The 19,105-nt window shown below is 67.5% G+C and carries 17 protein-coding genes and 1 pseudogene; 5 read left to right on the forward strand and 13 right to left on the reverse strand.

Annotated features, from left to right (window positions below; all coding sequences use genetic code 11):
- The 11 genes and pseudogenes from ACFXKA_RS37065 to ACFXKA_RS37115 all read right to left on the reverse strand — a co-directional run.
- Window positions 1-425 (reverse strand): annotated as a pseudogene (locus ACFXKA_RS37065) (phosphoenolpyruvate carboxykinase); the annotation flags it as partial.
- 99 nt (window positions 426-524) lie between these two features.
- On the reverse strand, window positions 525-854 hold the full coding sequence (locus ACFXKA_RS37070) for an ArsR/SmtB family transcription factor (protein WP_379430939.1): 330 nt from the start codon (window positions 852-854) through the stop codon (window positions 525-527).
- A gap of 92 nt (window positions 855-946) precedes the next feature.
- On the reverse strand, window positions 947-2,410 hold the full coding sequence (locus ACFXKA_RS37075) for an NADH-quinone oxidoreductase subunit C (RefSeq protein WP_379430972.1): 1,464 nt from the start codon (window positions 2,408-2,410) through the stop codon (window positions 947-949).
- Between the two features lie 20 nt (window positions 2,411-2,430).
- The gene (locus ACFXKA_RS37080) at window positions 2,431-3,897 is read right to left on the reverse strand and encodes a proton-conducting transporter membrane subunit (protein ID WP_379430940.1); all 1,467 of its coding nucleotides are present in this window, start codon (window positions 3,895-3,897) and stop codon (window positions 2,431-2,433) included.
- A complete protein-coding gene (locus ACFXKA_RS37085; RefSeq protein WP_379430941.1) occupies window positions 3,897-4,559 on the reverse strand; it encodes a hypothetical protein in 663 nt (220 codons plus the stop codon). Before ACFXKA_RS37085 ends, ACFXKA_RS37080 begins: the two co-directional genes overlap by 1 nt.
- Complete coding sequence (locus tag ACFXKA_RS37090; protein WP_354848346.1) at window positions 4,556-5,521, reverse strand: NADH-quinone oxidoreductase subunit H; 966 nt, start codon at window positions 5,519-5,521, stop codon at window positions 4,556-4,558. The genes ACFXKA_RS37085 and ACFXKA_RS37090 overlap by 4 nt, the downstream gene beginning before the upstream one ends.
- The gene (locus ACFXKA_RS37095; RefSeq protein ID WP_379430942.1) at window positions 5,518-7,545 is read right to left on the reverse strand and encodes a proton-conducting transporter membrane subunit; all 2,028 of its coding nucleotides are present in this window, start codon (window positions 7,543-7,545) and stop codon (window positions 5,518-5,520) included. The genes ACFXKA_RS37090 and ACFXKA_RS37095 overlap by 4 nt, the downstream gene beginning before the upstream one ends.
- Complete coding sequence (locus ACFXKA_RS37100; protein WP_354848340.1) at window positions 7,488-7,964, reverse strand: oxidoreductase; 477 nt, start codon at window positions 7,962-7,964, stop codon at window positions 7,488-7,490. The genes ACFXKA_RS37095 and ACFXKA_RS37100 overlap by 58 nt, the downstream gene beginning before the upstream one ends.
- A gap of 146 nt (window positions 7,965-8,110) precedes the next feature.
- Window positions 8,111-8,461, reverse strand: a complete 351-nt coding sequence (locus tag ACFXKA_RS37105) for a zinc ribbon domain-containing protein YjdM (protein ID WP_354848337.1) — start codon at window positions 8,459-8,461, stop codon at window positions 8,111-8,113.
- A 29-nt stretch (window positions 8,462-8,490) separates the two neighbouring features.
- Window positions 8,491-9,300, reverse strand: a complete 810-nt coding sequence (locus ACFXKA_RS37110; protein WP_379430943.1) for an alpha/beta fold hydrolase — start codon at window positions 9,298-9,300, stop codon at window positions 8,491-8,493.
- 159 nt (window positions 9,301-9,459) lie between these two features.
- Window positions 9,460-9,663 (reverse strand): hypothetical protein, encoded by a 204-nt coding sequence (locus ACFXKA_RS37115; protein WP_354848332.1) that lies wholly within the window; start codon window positions 9,661-9,663, stop codon window positions 9,460-9,462.
- Window positions 9,664-10,368: 705 nt separating this feature from the next.
- Here ACFXKA_RS37115 and ACFXKA_RS37120 point away from each other — a divergent pair.
- Window positions 10,369-11,064: a cupin domain-containing protein gene (locus tag ACFXKA_RS37120; protein WP_379430944.1), complete on the forward strand. Its 696-nt coding sequence runs from the start codon at window positions 10,369-10,371 to the stop codon at window positions 11,062-11,064.
- Between the two features lie 6 nt (window positions 11,065-11,070).
- Here ACFXKA_RS37120 and ACFXKA_RS37125 read toward each other — a convergent pair whose 3' ends face one another.
- Together ACFXKA_RS37125 and ACFXKA_RS37130 are read right to left on the reverse strand one after the other, a co-directional pair.
- A complete protein-coding gene (locus ACFXKA_RS37125; protein WP_379430945.1) occupies window positions 11,071-13,014 on the reverse strand; it encodes a glycoside hydrolase family 15 protein in 1,944 nt (647 codons plus the stop codon).
- Window positions 13,015-13,063: 49 nt separating this feature from the next.
- Complete coding sequence (locus ACFXKA_RS37130) at window positions 13,064-14,020, reverse strand: LysR family transcriptional regulator (protein WP_354848324.1); 957 nt, start codon at window positions 14,018-14,020, stop codon at window positions 13,064-13,066.
- 64 nt (window positions 14,021-14,084) lie between these two features.
- Here ACFXKA_RS37130 and ACFXKA_RS37135 point away from each other — a divergent pair, with 64 nt between their 5' ends.
- The 4 genes from ACFXKA_RS37135 (at window position 14,085) to ACFXKA_RS37150 (ending at window position 19,097) form a co-directional block, all read left to right on the forward strand.
- Entirely contained in the window at window positions 14,085-15,218 is a 1,134-nt protein-coding gene (locus ACFXKA_RS37135; RefSeq protein WP_354848321.1) for an XdhC/CoxI family protein, read from the forward strand.
- 80 nt (window positions 15,219-15,298) lie between these two features.
- Window positions 15,299-16,189, forward strand: coding sequence for a xanthine dehydrogenase family protein subunit M (locus tag ACFXKA_RS37140; protein WP_354848318.1), 891 nt, complete (start codon window positions 15,299-15,301; stop codon window positions 16,187-16,189).
- A gap of 2 nt (window positions 16,190-16,191) precedes the next feature.
- Window positions 16,192-16,710 carry a (2Fe-2S)-binding protein gene (locus ACFXKA_RS37145; protein ID WP_379430946.1) on the forward strand — a complete coding sequence of 173 codons (519 nt, stop codon included), beginning with the start codon at window positions 16,192-16,194 and terminating at the stop codon, window positions 16,708-16,710.
- Complete coding sequence (locus tag ACFXKA_RS37150) at window positions 16,707-19,097, forward strand: aerobic carbon-monoxide dehydrogenase large subunit (RefSeq protein ID WP_379430947.1); 2,391 nt, start codon at window positions 16,707-16,709, stop codon at window positions 19,095-19,097. The genes ACFXKA_RS37145 and ACFXKA_RS37150 overlap by 4 nt, the downstream gene beginning before the upstream one ends.
- Window positions 19,098-19,105: the final 8 nt, after the last annotated feature.

The following is a 19,105-nucleotide window of genomic DNA, read 5'->3' on the forward strand; positions in this document are numbered from 1 at the left end:
TATTTCGGCTCGGCGGCATCCAGCGGGCCCATGCAGAAGGCGATCACGTACATGGTGCGCCCGGCCATCGCCCCACGGTAGTGCTCGGTCATGACGGTGCGCATGTCGACCGGATCCACCCAGTTGTTGGTCGGCCCGGCGTCGGCCTCGTTCTCCGAGCAGATGAAGGTCCGATCCTCCACCCGTGCCACGTCATCGGGATCGGAGACGCACCAGAACGAGTTGGGTTTGGCCGAGAGCGGAACGAAGGTGCCGTTGGCCACCAGCTCGGCGGTGAGCCGATCCCATTCGCCGCGAGACCCGTCGCAGTAGACGATGCGCTCGGGCGCGGTCAGTTCAGCGACCTCGGCGACCCAGGCCAGGATGTCCTCGTGGTCGGTCGGCGCCTGCACGGTCCCGGTGACGGTGATGGACTGTTCGGTCACGGCGACTATCTCCTTCGCGAAACTACTAGGTAATGAGTTTAGAAAACCTGCAATTAGTGACGGCGCACACACCCACCCATTGGGGGTGCGCGGGTTCGATCAGGCGGACTGTTCCAGGGCTTCGGCCTGCCCGGCCACGACGCCGGTAAGAATGGCCCGGGCGGCCGCGAGCAGTTCTGCGACCTCGGGGGAGGTGAGCTCGTAGGTCACTGAAAGTCCCTCGCGGCGGGCCGTGACCAGACCGGCGCGGCGCAGGATGGACAGCTGCTGCGACAGGTTGGCCGGTTCGACGCCGATCTCGACGAGCATTTCGGCGACGGGGCGGTCACGCTGGCTGAGCAGTTCGAGGACGCGGATGCGTACGGGGTGGCCGAGAGTTTTGAAGAAGTCGGCTTTCATCTGGTAGAGCGGCCGTTGCTGTTCTGGCATGTGCGCCACTCCTTCCACTGTGGCGGAATTCGTACCTATGACCGCCTTCTGATTGCAGAGTTTAGCAAACAGCGCAATCGCCTGGAGTCGAGCTATAGGTCGTTTCCCGCGTAGGAGAGGTTGAAACTCTTGTTGACCAGCGGGAAGTCCGGGACGATCGTCTCGCTCATCGCGACCGGCAAGGCCGGCCAGTTGAACCACGACGGGTCGACGATCTTGGCGCGCGTCAGCCGTCCGGCCGCGTCGACCTCCACACGGTGCACGATGGTGCCGCGCCAGCCCTCTACGATCCCGACCCCGCTGGCCGGCCTCTGGTGGTTCGGTGGCGCCGTGAATTCGAATGGGCCGCCCGGTGATTCGGCCAGCGCGGTGACAAGGGCGATGGATGCGGCGAATTCGTCTCGGCGCGTGGTGAAGCGGGCGAGCACGTCCCCGGTATCGGCGCGGACCTCGGTGACGGGCAGCTCGACGAAAGGATGGTCCAGGCGCGCGTCGGTGGTCAGACCGCTGGCGCGCGCGGGGTAGCCGAGGCAGCCGAGCGCACGGGCGTCGTCACCGGTGAGGATGCCGGTGCCGGCGAATCGGTCGAAGACCACCCCATTCCGCAGGGTGAGTTTGGCGATTTCGGCGAGATCGGTTGCCAGCGAACGCAACTCGCGCGCATCGGGCATCGCGCGCAGTGCAACTCCACCCGGCGCGATCGCGCCACGCAGCAAGCGATGCCCGGTCACGGCGGCGTTCATCCGCAGCACACGCTCGCGAATGCGCAGGGCGTGGGCGTTGGCCAGTCCGTATCCGACGTCATTGGCCAGCGCGCCGAGGTCGGTGGCGTGGTTGTAGAGCCGCTCCATCTCGACCAGCATCGCGCGCAGCCGATGAACGTCGTCGGGCACGGTGATCGCGCAGGCTTCCTCGACCGCGAGGCTGTGGGCCAGCGCGTGACCGGCGGAGGTGTCGCCGCTGACGCGCTCGGCGAGATCGACCGCGCCGGTCGCGGCCCGTCCGTGGAACAGCCGCTCGATGCCGCGATGGACGTACCAGAGGCGGGCCTTGAGCCGCACCACGGTCTCCCCGACGACGGAGAACCGGAAATGGCCGGGTCCGATCATCCCCGCGTGCACCGGGCCGACCGGGATCTCGTACACACCGCTGCCGCCGACGGTGAGGAATCGCAGTTCACCGGCCCCTTCGAAAACCGGCCTGTCCTGTGCGTCCGCGCGCATGGGGTACCAGTCATCGGGCCAGTGCGCGTGCCTGACCAGGCGGCGTGGGCGCGGATGGCCGAGCAGGCGAATACCGTAGAGGTCCATCATTTCCCGCTCGAACCGGCCTGCCGGAAACGACATGTACGCGAGTGACGGGAGCGCCGGATCATGCGCGGGCAGAGGGCATTCCAGCTCCACCCGGCGGTCCGGCCGTCCCGCGAGGAACAGGTACACGACGCGCAGCCCGCCGTCGCCGTCGTCATGGGCGGCGACCAGCCCCAATCGGTGGCCGTCCACGAACAGGTCTTCGGCGGCGTCGCGGAGTTCGCCGGGTGTGACGACGCGGCGTATCCGCTGGGCCTGATCTGAAGTCACCGCGACATCACCTTCTCGGCGGCGGTGGCGAACAGGTTCGTGAGCGGTCCGGCCGTGACGCCGAGTGCTATCGAAAGCGCCACTCCCGCGACCAGCGCCAGTGCCATCGAGACGGGCACCGCGATGGCGGGCGCGCCCTCGGGAACGTCGCCGAGCAGGATGCGACTGGCATTGCGCACCAGGGCGGCGAACGCGATGGCGATCAACAGCAGCGCGAAGCCCAGCACCCACGCCAGGCGCGCGTCGGCCAGCGACCGGGCGATGGCCAGTTCACTGGCGAACATCGCGAACGGCGGCAAACCGAGCAGCACGACGCTCCCCACCGCGAAGGCCACGCCGATCAGCCGGGATCGGGAAGCGACGCCGGTGATGGCGGCGATAGCGGTGGACTGGTGGGCGGCCTGCAGTGGGCCGGTGGACAGGAACAGCACGGTCTTGCCGATCCCGTGGGCGAGGACGTGCAACAGCAGCGCCGCGATCGCCAGCCGGGTTCCCGCCGCGGCGGCGATGGCGATCAGGCCCATGTTCTCCATGGACGAATAGGCCAGCAGCCGTTTGAGATCCCGGGTGACCGTGAGCATGGACGCTGCGATCAGCAGCGTGGCCAAGCCGACGATCAGCAGACCGCCGCGCAGATATCCGGTACCGGTGGCCGCGTCGACGATCGGTTTGATGCGCAGAACGACGGACAGCGCTACCGCCAGCAACACCCCGCTCATCAAGGCCGACACCGGTGCCGGCGCTTGGCTGTGGGCGTCGGCCAGCCAGGTATGGAACGGCACCAGACCTGCTTTGGCGCCGTAGCCGATCAAAAGCAGTCCGCCGGCCAAGCGGGTGACGCTCGGATCGAGATGGCTTGCGTACATGAGCAATACGTTGAGATCCAGCGCTTGCTCACTGGATGCTCCGGCGTGGCGGTCGGCGAAGTACAGCAGCACTGTGCCCAGGAAGGCGACGATGATGCCGACCGAGCAGATCACCGTGTACTTCCAGGTGGCCTCGAGCGCGGTCCGAGTGCGCCGATGCCCGACGAGGAATGCGGTGACCACGGTGGTGGCTTCGACGGCCACCCAGATCACGCCGATATTGTTGGCGCACACCGCGAGTGCCATCGCTGCCAGGAACGCGGGCACCAGCCCAGCGTAGGTGCGTGCCCCGCGCGAATCGGTGTGGCCGTGCGCGAGTTCGGCATCGATATAGTCGGTGCCGGCGCAGGTTGCGAGAGCGCCGACGACGCCGATGACGAGCAGCATGGTCACCGACAGCGCGTCCGCCCGCAGCAACCCGTCGGCCATGACGTGCGTCTGCCCGTGTAGCCGGCCGCCCAGGACTGCCCCGCAGGCCAGGATCGTGAGCGCGCTGAGCGTGGTGAGAACGGCTGTGCCGCGCCGCCATCCGGCGAGGGCGCCGATTGCGGCCGCGCCGACGGGCGCGAGGATCGCGGTGAGGATCAGGGCTGTCATCAGTCGTGCAGCTCCTGTAGCTGGTCGAGGTCGGCGTCGCCGAACGCCCGGCGCAACCTACCGGTGAGGACGCCGATGATGGCGACCGCGAAGAACACATCCAGGGATGCGCCCAGCTCGACGATCAGCGGAACACCGGCGGTGAGCAGGAACGCCGTGGCGGCGATCCCGTTGTCCAGCATGAGGAATCCGGCCGCCTGCGAGACGGCGTGGCGGCGGGTGGCCATCACCAGCAGCGCGATCAGGATGACCGCGAACGCCGCCGGGACCGCGGCCGACTCGGGGGTCGTCTCGAGGTTCACCAGCGGCCGGGTGACGCCGAACGCTGTCACCGTCAACGCGGCCGCGATCAGCAGTGAGGCCGCGGTGTTCACCAGTGGCGTGGCCTCCCGGTATTCGCGGCGCTCGGCGCCGATCGCCCGCGCCAGCAGCCACGGCAGCACCCCGGCGCGCAACACCAGGACAGCCGTCCCCACCCCGAGCAGCGGGCCGTCGCAGTGGTGGATGCCCTGCACGATCGGGATGATCGCCAGCGCGGCGCCCTGCGCGCCGAGCAGCCAGGCGATCGCGCGCAGGTCGCGGCGCCACACCACGAACACCGCCGCGAGTACCAGTGCACCCGCGGCGAAGTCGAGCACACTCGCGTATCCGGCCTCGCTCACGCTCCTCCTCGGGAGGTGAAGAAGCTGGCGGCGGTGACCGCCAGCAGCGCCAACAGGAAAGAGCCCGCCAGCAACTCGGGTACCCGGAACAGTCGGAGCTTGGCGATGAACACCTCCGCGAAGGCGAGCAGCATCGCCAGCACCGATACCTTGACCGCGATGGCGACCACGCCCACGGCGACGGCGATCACGCCGGGCTGACCGCCCGCGATTCCCCATGGCAGGAACAGGTTCGCCAGCAGGGCGAGCAGCACGGTCAACCGCATGGCCGACGCCCACTCGACCAATGCCATTCTGGGCCCGGCGTATTCGAGCACCATCGCCTCGTGCACCATGGTCAGCTCCAAGTGGGTGGCCGGGTTGTCAACCGGTAGTCGCCCCGTCTCGGCGATAATCACGACCACCAGTGCCGCCGCGGCCAGGACCGCGCTCAACGACAGCACCTGGCCGGGGTGATCGAGGGTATTCGCCACCAGCGCACCGAGATTCGACGAGCCGCCGGGAATCGACAGCGCGAACACCGACAGCAGGATGGTTGGCTCGACCAGCGCCGCGATCACCGTCTCCCGGCTGGCCCCCATCCCGCCGAACGCGGTGCCGGTGTCGATGCCGCCCAGCGCCAATGCCACCGTGCCGACGAACAGCAGTCCCACCACGGCGAACAGATCGGCCGTCCCGTCCAGTGGCGACCCGGTCGCCACCAGCGGCGCGACCGCGGCGATCACCAGTGTCGTCGCCGCCAGCACCAGCGGCGCGGCGGCGAAGACGAGCGTGGTGCCGACCGGCGTGATCGACTGTTTGCTCAGTTGTTTGCGCAGATCTCGCCATGGTTGCAGGATCCCGGCCCCGGCCCGCCCTTCTGCCCGCGCGCGGACCTGCCGCATGGCGCCGAGAACCAGTGGCGCACCGGCGATGACGCCACCGATCTGCACGGCCCCGGCCGCATACGCTGTCGCGCTCACCGTGAGACCACCAGGACGATCAGCACTCCGAGCGCGCCATAGGCGAGGTACAGGTGCACGTTGCCGGTGTGCGCGCGAGCAACCGTCAGCGCCGCCAGTCGGATCGCCCGGACGACGGGACGGTACAGCCGGTCCTCGACCGCGTCCGCGATCCGCGCGCGATAGGCGACCTTCTCCACCAGATACCGGGACTCGGCCAGAGGCGTGACCTCGATATCGGTGTCCGGGCGCAGTACGTCGTCGAACACCCGCTGCAGCGGCTCCGCGAATGACGTTGCCGTGTACTGCATCCGCGCGGTCGGCTGATCCGCGCCGCACGCCCACAAGGGCAGCTCCGCCGACGCCGGGTTGTTCCGCGCACGCCACCGCATCAGGACCGCGACCGCCACGACGGCGACGACGACCACGGCGGCGATCCCGGCGGGCGCGATACTGCCCGCGAGCCCCGGCAGGCGAATCGTCCAGCCCAGACCGGTGAATTCGTTCATCCGCGACGCGGGCAGGGAACCGGTCACGGCACGAATCGCCGGCCCGGCGACCAACGGCAGCACGGCCAGGACCACGCATGCCCCGGCGGCGACCGTCATCCCCGCCGTCATCGACGCCGAGGACTCGCGAGCCTCGGCGGCCTGCGGTGAGCGCGGTCGGGCGAGGAATCCGATGCCGAACGCCTTCACCATCGTCGCCACACCCAAACCGGCGGTCAGTGCGGCCGCGCCGACCGCCAGTGGAGCCGCCAACGCCACCACCGAATCACTCTGTGTCCGTGTGTGGATCAACGACTGGATCAGCAGCCATTCGCTGACGAAGCCTGCGCCCAGCGGCAACCCGGACGCTCCGAGCGCCGCGATGCCGAACAGCGTTGTGGTGGCGGGCATCCGCCGCGCCAGCCCGCCGAGCCGGTCCAGATCCCGCAGTCCGGTCGCGGCCAGCACCGAACCCGCGGCGAGAAATCCGAGGCATTTGAACGCCGCGTGTGCGATCAGATGCAGCATCGCCGCCGCCATGGCCACGGTGGCGGCCGAGGTCGCGCCCGCGTCGGAGAACAGGGTCGCGGTCCCCAGCGCGAGGATGATCAAGCCCATGTTCTCGGTGGTCGAAAACGCCAGCAGTCGTTTGAGATCCGACTGCACCGACGCCTGCAACACCCCGTACACGGCGGTCACGCCGCCGACGATCATCAGCGTCAGACCCCACCAGCGCGGACCCGGGCCCAGCAGCTGCAGATCGAAGCGGACGATGCCGTAGACCCCGAGATTCACCATTGCCGCGCTCATCAGCGCCGACACCGGGCTCGGAGCTTCGGGATGCGCGCGCGGCAACCACGCGTGCAACGGCACCAGCCCGGCCTTGGAACCGAAGCCCGCCACGGTCAGCGTGAATACGACCGCTCGCGCTCCTTCGGAGACGCCGGTGAGCCGGTCGAACCGATCCGCCCCGCCCGCCGAAGCGGAGGCCACCATCAACCCGGCGAGGATCGCGACGAAACCCAACTGGGTCATCACCGCATAGAACACACCCGACCGCCGCGCGACAGGCCGGCGATGTTCGGTGAATACCAGCACCAGCGACGCAATCGCCATCGACTCCCAGGCAAGCAGGAACGTCGTCATCGACCCGGCCGCGGGAACCAGCAGCATCGCCCCCACGAACAGCGGCACCACCGCGAGGGGCACCGGCCCCAGATGCTCCCGCCGGGTATAACCGATCAGATAGATGCCCACCGGGATCGCCACCGCGCCGATCAGCGCCAGGAAGAAACCACCGACACGATCCAGCTGCAGAGATACCCCCGACAGCGGTAGCAACCAGCCGATACTCAGCGAACGCGCCGGGCCGAACACGCCACCGAGACCCGCGGCCACCCCGAGCGCCCCCAGCACACTCGTGACGACGCCCGCCGTTGAGGCGCTGAAAGTGTTGCGGCGCACGGGAACCGATGCCGCTGTCGCCTCGACTGTTGCCGTCACCGTCCGGTCGCCGAACGCAGCGCGGCCACGATCGCCTCCGGCGGCGGCGGGCATCCGGGAATACCGATATCGACGGCCGCCACCTCGCCGACCGCGCCCGCCACCCCGTATGCGTCGGCGAATACGCCCCGGTTCAACGCACAGTCGCCACAGGCGATCACGACCTTCGGGTCGGGTGTCGCGGCGTGCGTGCGGCGCAGGGCCTCGGCCATGTTCCGGGTGACCACCCCGGTGACCAGCAGCCCATCGGCATGACGTGGGGAGGCGACCAGCCGTGCGCCGTAGCGCTCCGCGTCGTACACGGGCCCGAACACGCTGGTGATCTCCACCTCGCAGCCATTGCACGAGCCCGCGTCCACATGCCGCAACTGCAGTGAACCACGCACCTCCGCGGGCGCATCCGCCCGCGGAGGCAGGTCGGGTCGTGGCTCGGCGACCCGACCGATCCGCAGCATCTTCCGCACCCAGCCCACGGCGCGCTACCGCCGGTCCGGCGCGTCGACGAGAACCTCGATGAGAACTTCGCCCACGGGTAGAAGGTTTATCAGAAACTGCTTCAGGACTCTACTGATTGCGAAATGCCGAAATTATGAAGCCTGGGTGGTTCAGGTATTTCGCGTCAGACCTTCTTGACCACACTGGACTTGAGCTGCATCGCGCCGAATCCGTCCACCTTGCAGTCGATGTCGTGGTCCCCGACGCCCTGGACCAGGCGGATGTTGCGGACCTTCGTCCCCGCCTTGATCGGGTTCGGGCTGCCCTTGACCTTGAGGCTCTTGATCACCGTGACCGTGTCACCGTCGGTGAGGACATTGCCGACCGAGTCCCGGATCACGCCCTCCTCGGCGTCGTCGGTGTCCGAACTCGGCGCGGCGGTCCACTCGTGCGCGCACTCCGGGCAGGTCAGCAGCGACCCGATCTCGTAGGTGTACTCGCTCGAGCATTCGGGGCAGGGCGGTAGGGCGGTCATGGGTCTCCTGTTCGGGGTGGATTCGAACCTCAGCCGGCGGTGAGGAATTCGATGAGGACGCGATTGACCTCGTCGGGCTGTTCGAGATAGCCGTAGTGCCCGCACTTGTCGATCTCGGTGAAGCGTGCGCCGGGTATGGCGGTGGCGACCTCGCGGCACAACGCGGGCGGGACCATCCGGTCGTCGGCGAATCCCACCACCAGGCAGGGCCTTCCGATGCGCCCGTAGTCGGCCAGCCGATCGCGGGAACGGTCCATGCCCAGCTGCGCTCGCACGCCCGCCGTCGGCTTTGCGCTCGAGCTGTAGTCGAAGATGTCCAGCCACTGCTGGGCGCGCTCGTCGTCACTGAGCGTATGCGGGGACAAGTTGAGGATCGCCTTGATCGCGGCTGCGTATTGTGGTGGCAGCGAGACGCTTTCGTCGATCAGCGCCTGCTCGCCGCGATTGAGCGTCTGGGCGACCGGATCCGGGCGGCCTGTCGCCGCCAGCAGAACGGCCTTGCCGACCAGATCCGGCCGAGACAGGGCCAGCTCGGCGACCACTCGAGCGCCCATCGATGTACCGACGACGTGAGCAGGTGCGCCACCGAGGTACTCGATCAACGCGGCAGTATCGGCCACCAGATCGGCCATGGTAATGCCGTCCGCGCATTCGTCCGAGGGCGCGATGCCGCGGTTGTCGAAGGTCGCCACCCGGAATCCCGCCTTGACCAGAGCCGGTACCTGATAGGTCCGCCAGACGCGCCCGGGGCTTCCGGATCCCATCACCAGGACGACGAGGGGACCAGTTCCAGCGACGTCGTAGTTCAGTCGGATCCCGTTGAGGGTTGCGGTGGGCATGGTCCTTCTTCCAGTTGCTCATATGTTCGGTTGCGAACATTAGCAATCAGCTACGCGGGTGGCGGCAGCGGTCGGATGCTGAAGCCGCTCGTATCCGATCGGCCGCGGCGTTGTCGTCTCGCTATCGGTGCGCTGGTTGCGGACCTGGACCGGGGTAGTTCATACGTCGTTCCGGGTGGGCTGCGGTGGGCTGCATTCGCTGCCGTACCGCCCCGACGTACTGATGATCACCAGCGGGTGCGCGTGGCACCGCGGGCAGGAGTCGTCGCCGGGGCGGAGGGCGGCGGGCTTGCACAGCAGACCGCAGTCATAGCAGCGCAGGATCTGCCCGCGGACCAGCGAGCTGATCGGCGTCGAACGCATTCCTAACCTCTTTCGTTGCCGGCCGAGTTCTTTGATCGGACGATCTCGGCCTTGTTCAGTGGATCCTGAGGGCGCGCACGGGTCCGGCCCGTCGAGGTAGATCGAACTGGCTGAACCTGCGTCGCGCGGGGCGGTCGGATGGTGATGGTGATGTCGTCGTTGGCGGACGGCTCCTGTTCTGTTGCTCAACGGTGGGCCGGACGCTGTTTGCGGGGAAGTGAATTCGGCGCTGTCGTCCTATCTCGCTAAAGTATTAACTTTAGAAAAATTGCAACTAATCCGGCGTATTTGGGGACTATAGACCAATCAGCACCGTTCGGGCAGCGAAAACCGCCTCCGATCGGCAGTGCGCGAGCCGGCTCGGGATCATGCGGGAGGTCATCGGCCGCAGTCCGAAACCTGCCTGATCAGAGGCGGTTTCGAGGGGATGCCCGCCTGGGGTGTCCCCTTCGGCTCGGGTGAAACGGACTCGATAGCGGGCGGCCTCGGAAAGGTCATCAAATGCTCAGTGCCACAACAGGAATCGACGTCTTCTCCGCAGCGCCACGCAAATCGTTGCTGTTCCACTCACTCCCGGCGGGTTCATCTGTTCGAGAGTTGCTGCATTGCCGGCGGCGCACTCCTGGGTACGCTTCCATGTCGAGCGCCCCCGTCGATGCATTTGCCCGGAGTTGACCGCGACGAATCTGTGTGGAACGGAGCGACATGTCGAGCGATCGTCCCCACGAAACACCGGCGGTGACCCGCCGCGCCGCCATCGGGACCGGCGCGGCCGCGTTGGGCGGGGCGGCGCTCGGTGCGGGTTTGACAGCCGCCGCGGCCTGCGCCGAGTCTGTGCGGACCGAACTACCCAGTGCCGGCAGTATCGATGCCAATCTGAACAAGTCCGCGCATCTGTTCCACCTCACCGCCGCTGAACCGGACCGTTACGACGGCGGCACGCTGCAGGGAGCCCACGAACAGAACTTCCCGGTGCTGGCCGGCCAGAACGGTGCGGTGTACTTCGTGCGGCTCGAGCCCGGAGGCGTCCGCGAACCGCACTGGCACCCCACGGCGTGGGAACTCAACTACCACATCTCCGGCAGCGCGAAATGGACGGTCATGGGTACCCATCCGGACGGCAGCTACCACAACGATGTGTTCGAAGCACACGCGGGCGACCTGGTCTTCGCCCCGCAGGGGTTCTTTCACTACTTCGAAAATGCCCGCGCCGACGCCCCACTCGAACTACTTATCGTCTTCAACACCAGCGCCCCGGAGACAAGCGACGATATCGGCATTCTCGCTGCCCTGAATTCGATTCCGCGGGAGGTCGCCGCCAGTGTTCTCGGCATCCCGGTATCGGCGCTGGATGGTATTCCCACCGAGATCAAACCGGTCGTGATCACCAAACGCCACTGAGCCCGCCTAGCGGATGTATCCCAGCGAGAATGATGCATCGTCGAGTCGCGGGGAGATCGATTCCCCGCCGAGTGCCTGCCGCGTGACGGCTTGTTCGTCCTGGATGACGTGCATGACGGCGTTGATCAGCGCGAGGTGGGTGAACGCCTGGGGGAAGTTGCCCCAGTGCCGGCCGGTTCGGGGGTTGATCTCCTCGGCGTAGAGGCCGAGGGGGCTGGCGTAGGCGAGCAGTTTCTCGCACAGTTGTTTGGCTCGTTTCTTTTCGCCGATCTCCGACAATGCCGAGACCAGCCAGAACGAGCAGATCGTGAAGGCGCCTTCTTCCCCCGCGCATCCATCGTCGGTTTCATCGACTCGGTACCGCAATACGAGGCCGTCGTCGGTCAATTCGTCGGCGATGGCCAACACCGTGTTGCGTACCCGCTCGTCGTCGGGAGGCAGGAACCGAACCAGCGGGATGAGCAGGGCCGAAGCATCCAGCGCCGTACTGCCGTAGTACTGGGTGAACACCTGCCGGGAGTCGACCGCATGAGCGCATATGTCGGCGTGGATTTCGTCCGCGGCCTGTTGCCAGCGATGCGCGCGTTCGAAGTCCTGGTGGATGCGGGCCAGCCGGGCACCGCGGTCGGCGGCAACCCAGCACATCACCTTGCTGGAGGTGAAGTGCTGGGGCTTACCGCGCACTTCCCAGATGCCGTGGTCGGGCTCGCGCCAGTAGGTGAGGGCGCTCTTGACCGCCCGGCCCAGCACCGGCCAGGCGCGCGCGTCGATTCGGTCCTGGTTGCGCGCGTAGAGGTAGACCGCGTCCAGCGCAGCGCCCCACACATCGTGCTGGCGTTGCCGGTACGCGTCGTTGCCGATGCGCACGGGGCTGGCATTCTCGTAGCCGCGCAGGTGGGTGAGAGTCTGCTCGGTGAGGTCGCTTTCGCCGCCGATGCCGTAGACGATCTGCATGTCGCGGACGCCTTCGGTCAAGTTCGTGATGTAGGAGAAGAAGTCGTTCGCCTCCCAGCTGAAGCCCAGGGTGTACAGGCCCCACAGCGCGAAGGCGGAGTCACGGATCCACGAGTAGCGATAGTCCCAATTGCGTTGTCCACCTGGTGTTTCGGGTAGTGAAGTGGTGGCAGCGGCGCTGATGGCACCGGTGGGTGCGAAGGTAAGCCCCTTGAGGGTCAGCGCGCTGCGGGTCAGCTGGGCCGCCCATGGATGGTCCGGAAACCGCCCGCCGGCGAGCCAGTGCCGCCAATGGTGGATCGTCCGCAGCAGCCTTTCCTCGGCCTCGTCGACGGCGGTGGGCGCGTTGCGACTACCCCAGGAGAGCGCGCAGAAGCGGGTGTCGCCCGCCTTCAGCAGGGTGCGCGCAAGCGCGTGCGTACCCTCCAGTCCCAAGCGCATGTCGGTGCTGAGCGTCAGCTCCAGATCGGTCCCGTCGGCGCTGGCCTGCGCGAGGTAGTAACTGTCGAGGTACTCCCAATGGGCATGATTCTTGCCGTAGTCGAAGGACGGCTGGCAGTCGAGCCCGAACTGGATTTGCCCGGTCTCACAGTGCACCGTCCGCAGCAATATGTGCTCGGCGTCGTAGTCGGTGGGGGTTCGACGATGGGCGCTGTGGCCGGGTGTCTGATGCCGCCAGGGCCCGACCAGCAGCGCATCGCGAACCGTCGCCCACCCTTCGCCACTGCGCCAACTCGTCTCCATGACCATCGTCCCGGGGACATAGCGGCGATCGGTGGGCACCATGAATTCGACCGGGGCGAACCGGAACGAACCGGCGGAGCGATCCAGTATGGCCGCAAACACACTGGCGGAGTCGATACGAGGCAGACACATCCACTCGATGGCCCCGCTGGGGGCGATCAGCGCAGTGACCTCGCAGTCGGAGATGAAACCGTAGTCGTCGATGCGCGGGAAGGCCGTGAGACGCGGCGTGCGTTCGAACTCGTCGTCCATGTGCTGCTCCCTCGTTGTCTCGGCGCGGAAATCTGGCCGGTCAGTAGGGTCAACTCCACAACGTCACATGCACTTTCGGGCGGAACCGGGTGACTCCGACCCCCGACCCGCGGATCATCGCCTGGATGCATCGCGGGGTGGCGATGAACCGCAGCAGTTCCGATACCGCGGGCTGCCGGGTGTCGGGTGGCAGAGTGGTCGCGCACCACTCGTCGGATACCTGAAGGCCGGCTCCTTTGATGCGGGTCAACCTACCGGCCGCGAGGTCGGAGGAGACGGCGAAGCCGATCGCGAGGGTGATGCCCCCGACCCGGCGGACCTCTTCGAGGGCGGCCGCGTCGCTCTGGAAGATCCGCTGGTGTGATTCGGGAATCGCCAACTCGCGCAGCATCGTCGCGATACGCCCGTCGACACTGCCGGCGCCGGGGCCCAGCATCCACTGCTGCTCCCGCAGCAGCGCCGGATACGGTGCGACGTCCGCCAGCGGGCTGTCCGGGCGCGCGACCGAAATGATCTGGTACTTCAGGAACGGCCGGGTGGTGATGGCCGCGTCGGTGTCGTTCTGCCCGGGTCCCAGCGCGATGTCCACCGCACGGGTCTCGATCAAGCTGCGGAACTGGCTGGTGGGATGAACACTCAGCTCGACCGACAGATCTTTCGCCCGCGCCGCGAACAGGTCGATGAGGCCGGGCGCGGCATGTTCGGCGAACGCGCTCGAGGCCGCGATCCGGAGCAGCCGCCGGCCGTGCGCCGCCTCGCTCACCTCGATGGCGGTCTGGCGCTGCAGTCCGAGAATCTCGATCGCCCGGCTGGCCAGGCGTAACCCACCGGGCGTGAAGGCCAGCCCGGCCGCCGTGCGAGTGAACAGCGGGTCGTCGAGCTCTTTACGCAGCTGCGCGATGTGCGTCGAGACACCGGCGTCGGATATCCCCAGCTCTCTGGCCGCCGCATGGACGGAGCCGAGCCGCACCACCGTCGAGTAGGCCCGAAGCTGGGCGGGCGTCACAACCCGAGTCTAGTTTGGAGGTGGACGCGGTGCCTACAGCCGCATCGCGCCCGGAGGACGCACCATGCAGGACGTGCTCACGGATCTGATGAAAACCTGGAACGGCGGGGGCACGGCGGGGGTCGCTACGGTCGTGCGGACCTTCCGTTCGGCGCCGCGACCGCCGGGCGCGGCCATGGTGGTCGCCTCGGACGGGACGGTCGGCGGTTCGGTCTCCGGTGGCTGCGTCGAAGGCGCGGTCTACGAACTCGCCACCGACGTCATCCGGACCGGTCGTCCGGTGCTGGAGCGGTTCGGCATCTCCGACGACGATGCCTTCGCCGTCGGTCTCACCTGCGGCGGCATCATCGACATCTTCGTCGAGGCGGTCTCGCGGGCAACGTTTCCGGAGCTCGGCGAGGTCGCCGCGGAGATCGCCGCTGACCGCCCGGTCGCGGTCGCGACCGTCATCGAGCATCCCGACGCCGCCCGGATCGGGCGACGGCTGCTGATCCGGCCGGGCACCGCGCACGGCACCCTGGGGTCGGCGCGCGCCGACGATGCGGTGATCGATGACGCACGCGGGCTGCTCGCGGCAGGCCGCAGCGAGGTGCTGTCCTACGGCCCGGACGGGCAGCGCCGCGGCGAGGGCATGGCGGTTTTCGTCGCCAGCTATGCCCGGCAGCCGCGGATGCTGGTGTTCGGGGCGATCGATTTCGCGGCCGCCCTGGCACAGCAGGGATCGTTCCTCGGGTACCGGGTGACGGTGTGCGACGCCCGGCCGGTGTTCGCCACCTCCGCCCGGTTCCCGACCGCCGACGAGGTCGTCGTCGACTGGCCGCACCGCTACCTGGCCGCGCAGATCGCGGCCGGTGCGATCGATTCGCAGACCGTCGTCTGCGTGCTGACCCACGATCCCAAGTTCGACGTCCCGCTGCTCGAGGTGGCCCTGCGCGCGCCGGAGATCGGCTATGTCGGTGCCATGGGGTCCCGCCGCACGCACGACGAACGGCTGGCCCGGCTGCGACAGGCAGGTCTCACCGACGAGCAACTCGCCCGGCTCGCCAGCCCGATCGGGCTGGATCTGGGCGGCCGGACACCCGAGGAGACGGCGGTGTCCATCGCGGCGGAGATCATCGCGCGCCGCTGGGGCGGACACGGTCGGTCCCTGACCCGGACCGGCGGCCGCATCCACCACCGGGCGCAAACAGCCAGTTAAGCGATTGCTTAACTCGGTCTTGACGACCGCATCAGCGGGACAGAGGCTGAGCTTCTTCCCATTGATGTGAGGTAGATCACGTGCAAGTTCCTGGGCCATTCGAATATGAGCGCGCAACGGGCGTGGATCACGCCATCGGACTGCTGGACCGGCTCGGCGACGAGGCACGCATCGTGGCGGGCGGGCACAGCCTGCTACCGATGATGAAGCTGCGGTTGGCCAATCCGGAATATCTCATCGACATCAACGACCTGGCTGCCGAACTGGGCTACATCGTCACCGATCCGACCCTGGTGCGCATCGGTGCGATGGTCCGGCATCGGTATCTGCTCGAGTCCGACGATCTCGCCACGGTGTGCCCGATCTTCCGTGACGCCGAGCGCGTGATCGCCGATCCGGTCGTGCGCAATCGCGGCACGATCGGCGGCTCGCTGTGCCAGGCCGATCCCGCCGAGGATCTCACCACCGTCTGCACGGTCCTCGGCGCCACCTGCCTGGTGCGCGGACCGTCCGGCGACCGGGAGATCGCCATGGACGACTTCCTGGTCGGCCCGTACGAAACCGCCATGGCGCACAACGAACTTCTGATCGAGATCCGAATTCCGGTGCGGCATCGGACCTCGAGTGCCTACGCGAAGGTGGAGCGCCGGGTCGGCGACTGGGCGATCGCGGCGGCCGGGGCGACCGTGACACTGCGCGGCGAGACGATAGCGGCCGCACGGATCGGTCTGACCGCGGTCAACCCCGATCCGGCGGCGCTGGCCGGCGCAGTCGACGCACTCGTCGGCGGGCCGCCCACCGAAGACGCTTTCGCGGAGGCGGGCCGCCGCGCGAGCGCGGCGTGCTCACCTGTCACCGATGCCCGCGGCAGTGCGGACTACAAGCGCCATCTCGCGTCCGAACTGACGATTCGCGTGCTGCGTACCGCGGTCGAGCGCGTCCTGAACGAATCTGCGCCGGAAGGGAATTAGCCATGCAGGTAACCATGACCGTCAACGGCGAGCACGTGACCGCGGAGGTCGAGCCACGTATCCTGCTGGTGCATTTCCTGCGAGATCAGTTGCGGCTCACCGGAACCCACTGGGGGTGTGACACCAGCAACTGCGGCACCTGTGTGGTGGAGGTCGACGGCGAACCGGTGAAGTCGTGCACGATGCTGGCCGTCATGGCCGACGGCCACGCGGTGCGCACTGTCGAGGGGCTCGAGGTGGACGGCCGGCTCGATCCTGTGCAGGAGGGCTTCATGCAATGTCACGGGTTGCAGTGCGGCTTCTGCACGCCGGGAATGATGATCACTGCCCGCGCTCTGCTCGACCGTGATCCGAATCCCGACGAGCAGACCATTCGCGAGGCGATCTCGGGCCAGATCTGCCGCTGCACCGGATATACGACCATCGTGCGGTCGATCCAGTGGGCCGCTGCGAAGCAACGAGGCGAAGCGGTGGAGCCCGAACCCGCTGCCACGCCGACCCCGGTAGGGAGCACGTCATGACCGCCGTGGAGCCCCGGCCCGAAGACCGGGTCGACAACGACCGCAAGCCGTGCGGTCACGGCAGGATGCTCCGCAAGGAGGATCCGCGGTTCATTCGCGGGCGCGGCAACTACGTCGACGACGTGCAGCTGCCCGGGATGCTGCATATGGCGATACTGCGTTCCCCGTTCGCGCACGCGCGGATCGTGAGCGTCGATGTGTCAGCGGCACAGGCACATCCGAAGGTCAAGGCGGTCGTCACCGGTGCGGATCTCGCCGCGAAGGGTCTGGCCTGGATGCCGACGCTGTCCAACGATGTGCAGGCCGTGCTGGCGACGGACAAGGTCCGATTCCAGGGCCAAGAGGTGGCCTTCGTCGTCGCCGAGGATCGCTACTCCGCGCGTGATGCGTTGGAGCTCATCAATGTCGAGTACGAGATGCTCGATCCGGTGATCGATGCCCGGACCGCACTGGCGCCCGATACGCCGGTGATCCGCGACGATCTCGAGGGCAAGCGGGACAATCACTGCTTCGACTGGGAGACAGGCGATGCCGCCGCGACCGAGGCGGTGTTCGCGCGCGCCGATGTCGTGGTCGAGCAGGAGATCGTCTATCCGCGAGTGCATCCCGCCCCGATGGAAACCTGCGGCGCCGTCGCCGATCTCGATCCCGTGACGGGGAAGCTCACGCTGTGGTCGACGAGCCAAGCGCCGCACGCCCACCGCACGATCTACGCGATGGTGGCCGGACTGCCCGAACACAAGATCCGGGTGATCTCACCCGATATCGGCGGCGGGTTCGGCAACAAGGTGCCCATCTATCCGGGATACGTCTGCGCCATCGTCGGGTCGCTGTTGCTGGGCAAACCGGTGAAGTGGATGGAGGATCGCAGTGAGAACCTCACCAGCACCGGATTCGCCCGCGACTACATCATGGTCGGCGAAATCGCGGCCACCACCGACGGCAAGATCCTGGCCATCCGGTCGACCGTGCTCGCCGATCACGGCGCCTTCAACGGCACGGCCGCGCCGCTGAAGTATCCGGCGGGCTTCTTCGGCGTCTTCACCGGTAGCTATGACATCGAGGCCGCCTACTGCAAGATGACCGCGGTCTACACCAACAAGGCCCCCGGCGGCGTCGCCTACGCGTGCTCGTTCCGGGTCACCGAGGCCGTCTACTTCGTCGAGCGGTTGGTGGACTGCCTCGCCTACGAGCTGAAGATGGATCCGGCCGAGCTGCGGCTGCGGAATCTTCTTCGCGCCGAGCAATTCCCGTACAGGAGCAAGACCGGCTGGGTCTACGACTCCGGCGACTACGAGAAGACCATGCGTCTGGCGATGGACATGATCGGCTATGACGCCTTGCGTAAGGAACAGCGGGACAGGCGCGCCCGCGGCGAGTTGATGGGCATCGGGATGTCCTTCTTCACCGAGGCCGCGGGCGCGGGTCCGCGCAAGGATATGGACATCCTCGGACTCGGGATGGCCGACGGGTGCGAACTGCGCGTCCATCCGACCGGCAAAGCCGTTGTGCGGCTGTCGGTTCAGACTCAGGGGCAGGGGCACGAGACGACGTTCGCCCAGATCGTCGCCGAGGAACTCGGCATCCCGCCCGACGACATCGAGGTTGTGCACGGCGACACCGATCAGACCCCGTTCGGCCTCGGCACCTACGGCAGCCGGTCGACGCCGGTCTCGGGCGCCGCTGCCGCACTGGTGGCGCGGAAGGTGCGTGACAAGGCGCGCATCATCGCGTCGGGCATGCTCGAGGTCTCCGTCGCCGACCTCGAGTGGGAGAAGGGCTCGTTCCACGTCAAGGGCGATCCGTCCGCGGCCGTGACGATCCAGCAGATCGCGATGCGCGCACACGGCGCCGGTGATCTGCCCGAGGGGATCGAGGGCGGACTCGACGCGCAGATCTGTTACAACCCGGAGAATCTCACCTTCCCCTACGGTGCGTACTTCTGCGTCGTCGACATCGACCCGGGGACGGCCGTGGTGAAGGTGCGGCGCTTCCTCGCCGTCGACGACTGCGGCACCCGGATCAATCCCATGATCATCGAGGGTCAAGTGCACGGCGGCATCACCGATGGCATCGGCATGGCGCTGATGGAGATCATGGCCTTCGACGAGGACGGCAACTGCCTCGGCGGATCGCTGATGGACTACCTCATCCCGACGGCGCTCGAGGTTCCGCATTTCGAGACCGGGTACACGGTCACGCCGTCGCCGCATCATCCGATCGGCGCGAAGGGCATCGGCGAATCGGCCACGGTCGGATCGCCGGCGGCGGTGGTCAACGCGGTGGTGGATGCGCTGGCGCCGTTCGGGGTTCGGCATGCCGACATGCCGTTGACGCCGTCGCGGGTGTGGGACGCGATGCAGGGCCGGGCCACACCGCCCATCTGAGTGGGATG

The sequence above is a fragment of the Nocardia sp. NPDC059228 genome (assembly GCF_042754245.1).
Lineage (GTDB): Bacteria > Actinomycetota > Actinomycetes > Mycobacteriales > Mycobacteriaceae > Nocardia.

Excerpts from the sequence above, each read along its gene's own strand:
- ACFXKA_RS37125 (WP_379430945.1), bottom strand. The coding sequence starts at position 13,014 with ATGGACGACGAGTTCGAACGCACGCCGCGTCTCACGGCCTTCCCGCGC.
- ACFXKA_RS37110 (WP_379430943.1), bottom strand. The coding sequence starts at position 9,300 with ATGCCCACCGCAACCCTCAACGGGATCCGACTGAACTACGACGTCGCT.
- ACFXKA_RS37115 (WP_354848332.1), bottom strand. The coding sequence starts at position 9,663 with ATGCGTTCGACGCCGATCAGCTCGCTGGTCCGCGGGCAGATCCTGCGC.
- ACFXKA_RS37105 (WP_354848337.1), bottom strand. The coding sequence starts at position 8,461 with ATGACCGCCCTACCGCCCTGCCCCGAATGCTCGAGCGAGTACACCTAC.
- ACFXKA_RS37095 (WP_379430942.1), bottom strand. The coding sequence starts at position 7,545 with ATGCCCGCCGCCGCCGGAGGCGATCGTGGCCGCGCTGCGTTCGGCGAC.
- ACFXKA_RS37080 (WP_379430940.1), bottom strand. The coding sequence starts at position 3,897 with ATGACAGCCCTGATCCTCACCGCGATCCTCGCGCCCGTCGGCGCGGCC.
- ACFXKA_RS37145 (WP_379430946.1), top strand. The coding sequence starts at position 16,192 with ATGCAGGTAACCATGACCGTCAACGGCGAGCACGTGACCGCGGAGGTC.
- ACFXKA_RS37135 (WP_354848321.1), top strand. The coding sequence starts at position 14,085 with ATGCAGGACGTGCTCACGGATCTGATGAAAACCTGGAACGGCGGGGGC.
- ACFXKA_RS37120 (WP_379430944.1), top strand. The coding sequence starts at position 10,369 with ATGTCGAGCGATCGTCCCCACGAAACACCGGCGGTGACCCGCCGCGCC.
- ACFXKA_RS37150 (WP_379430947.1), top strand. The coding sequence starts at position 16,707 with ATGACCGCCGTGGAGCCCCGGCCCGAAGACCGGGTCGACAACGACCGC.
- ACFXKA_RS37070 (WP_379430939.1), bottom strand. The coding sequence starts at position 854 with ATGCCAGAACAGCAACGGCCGCTCTACCAGATGAAAGCCGACTTCTTC.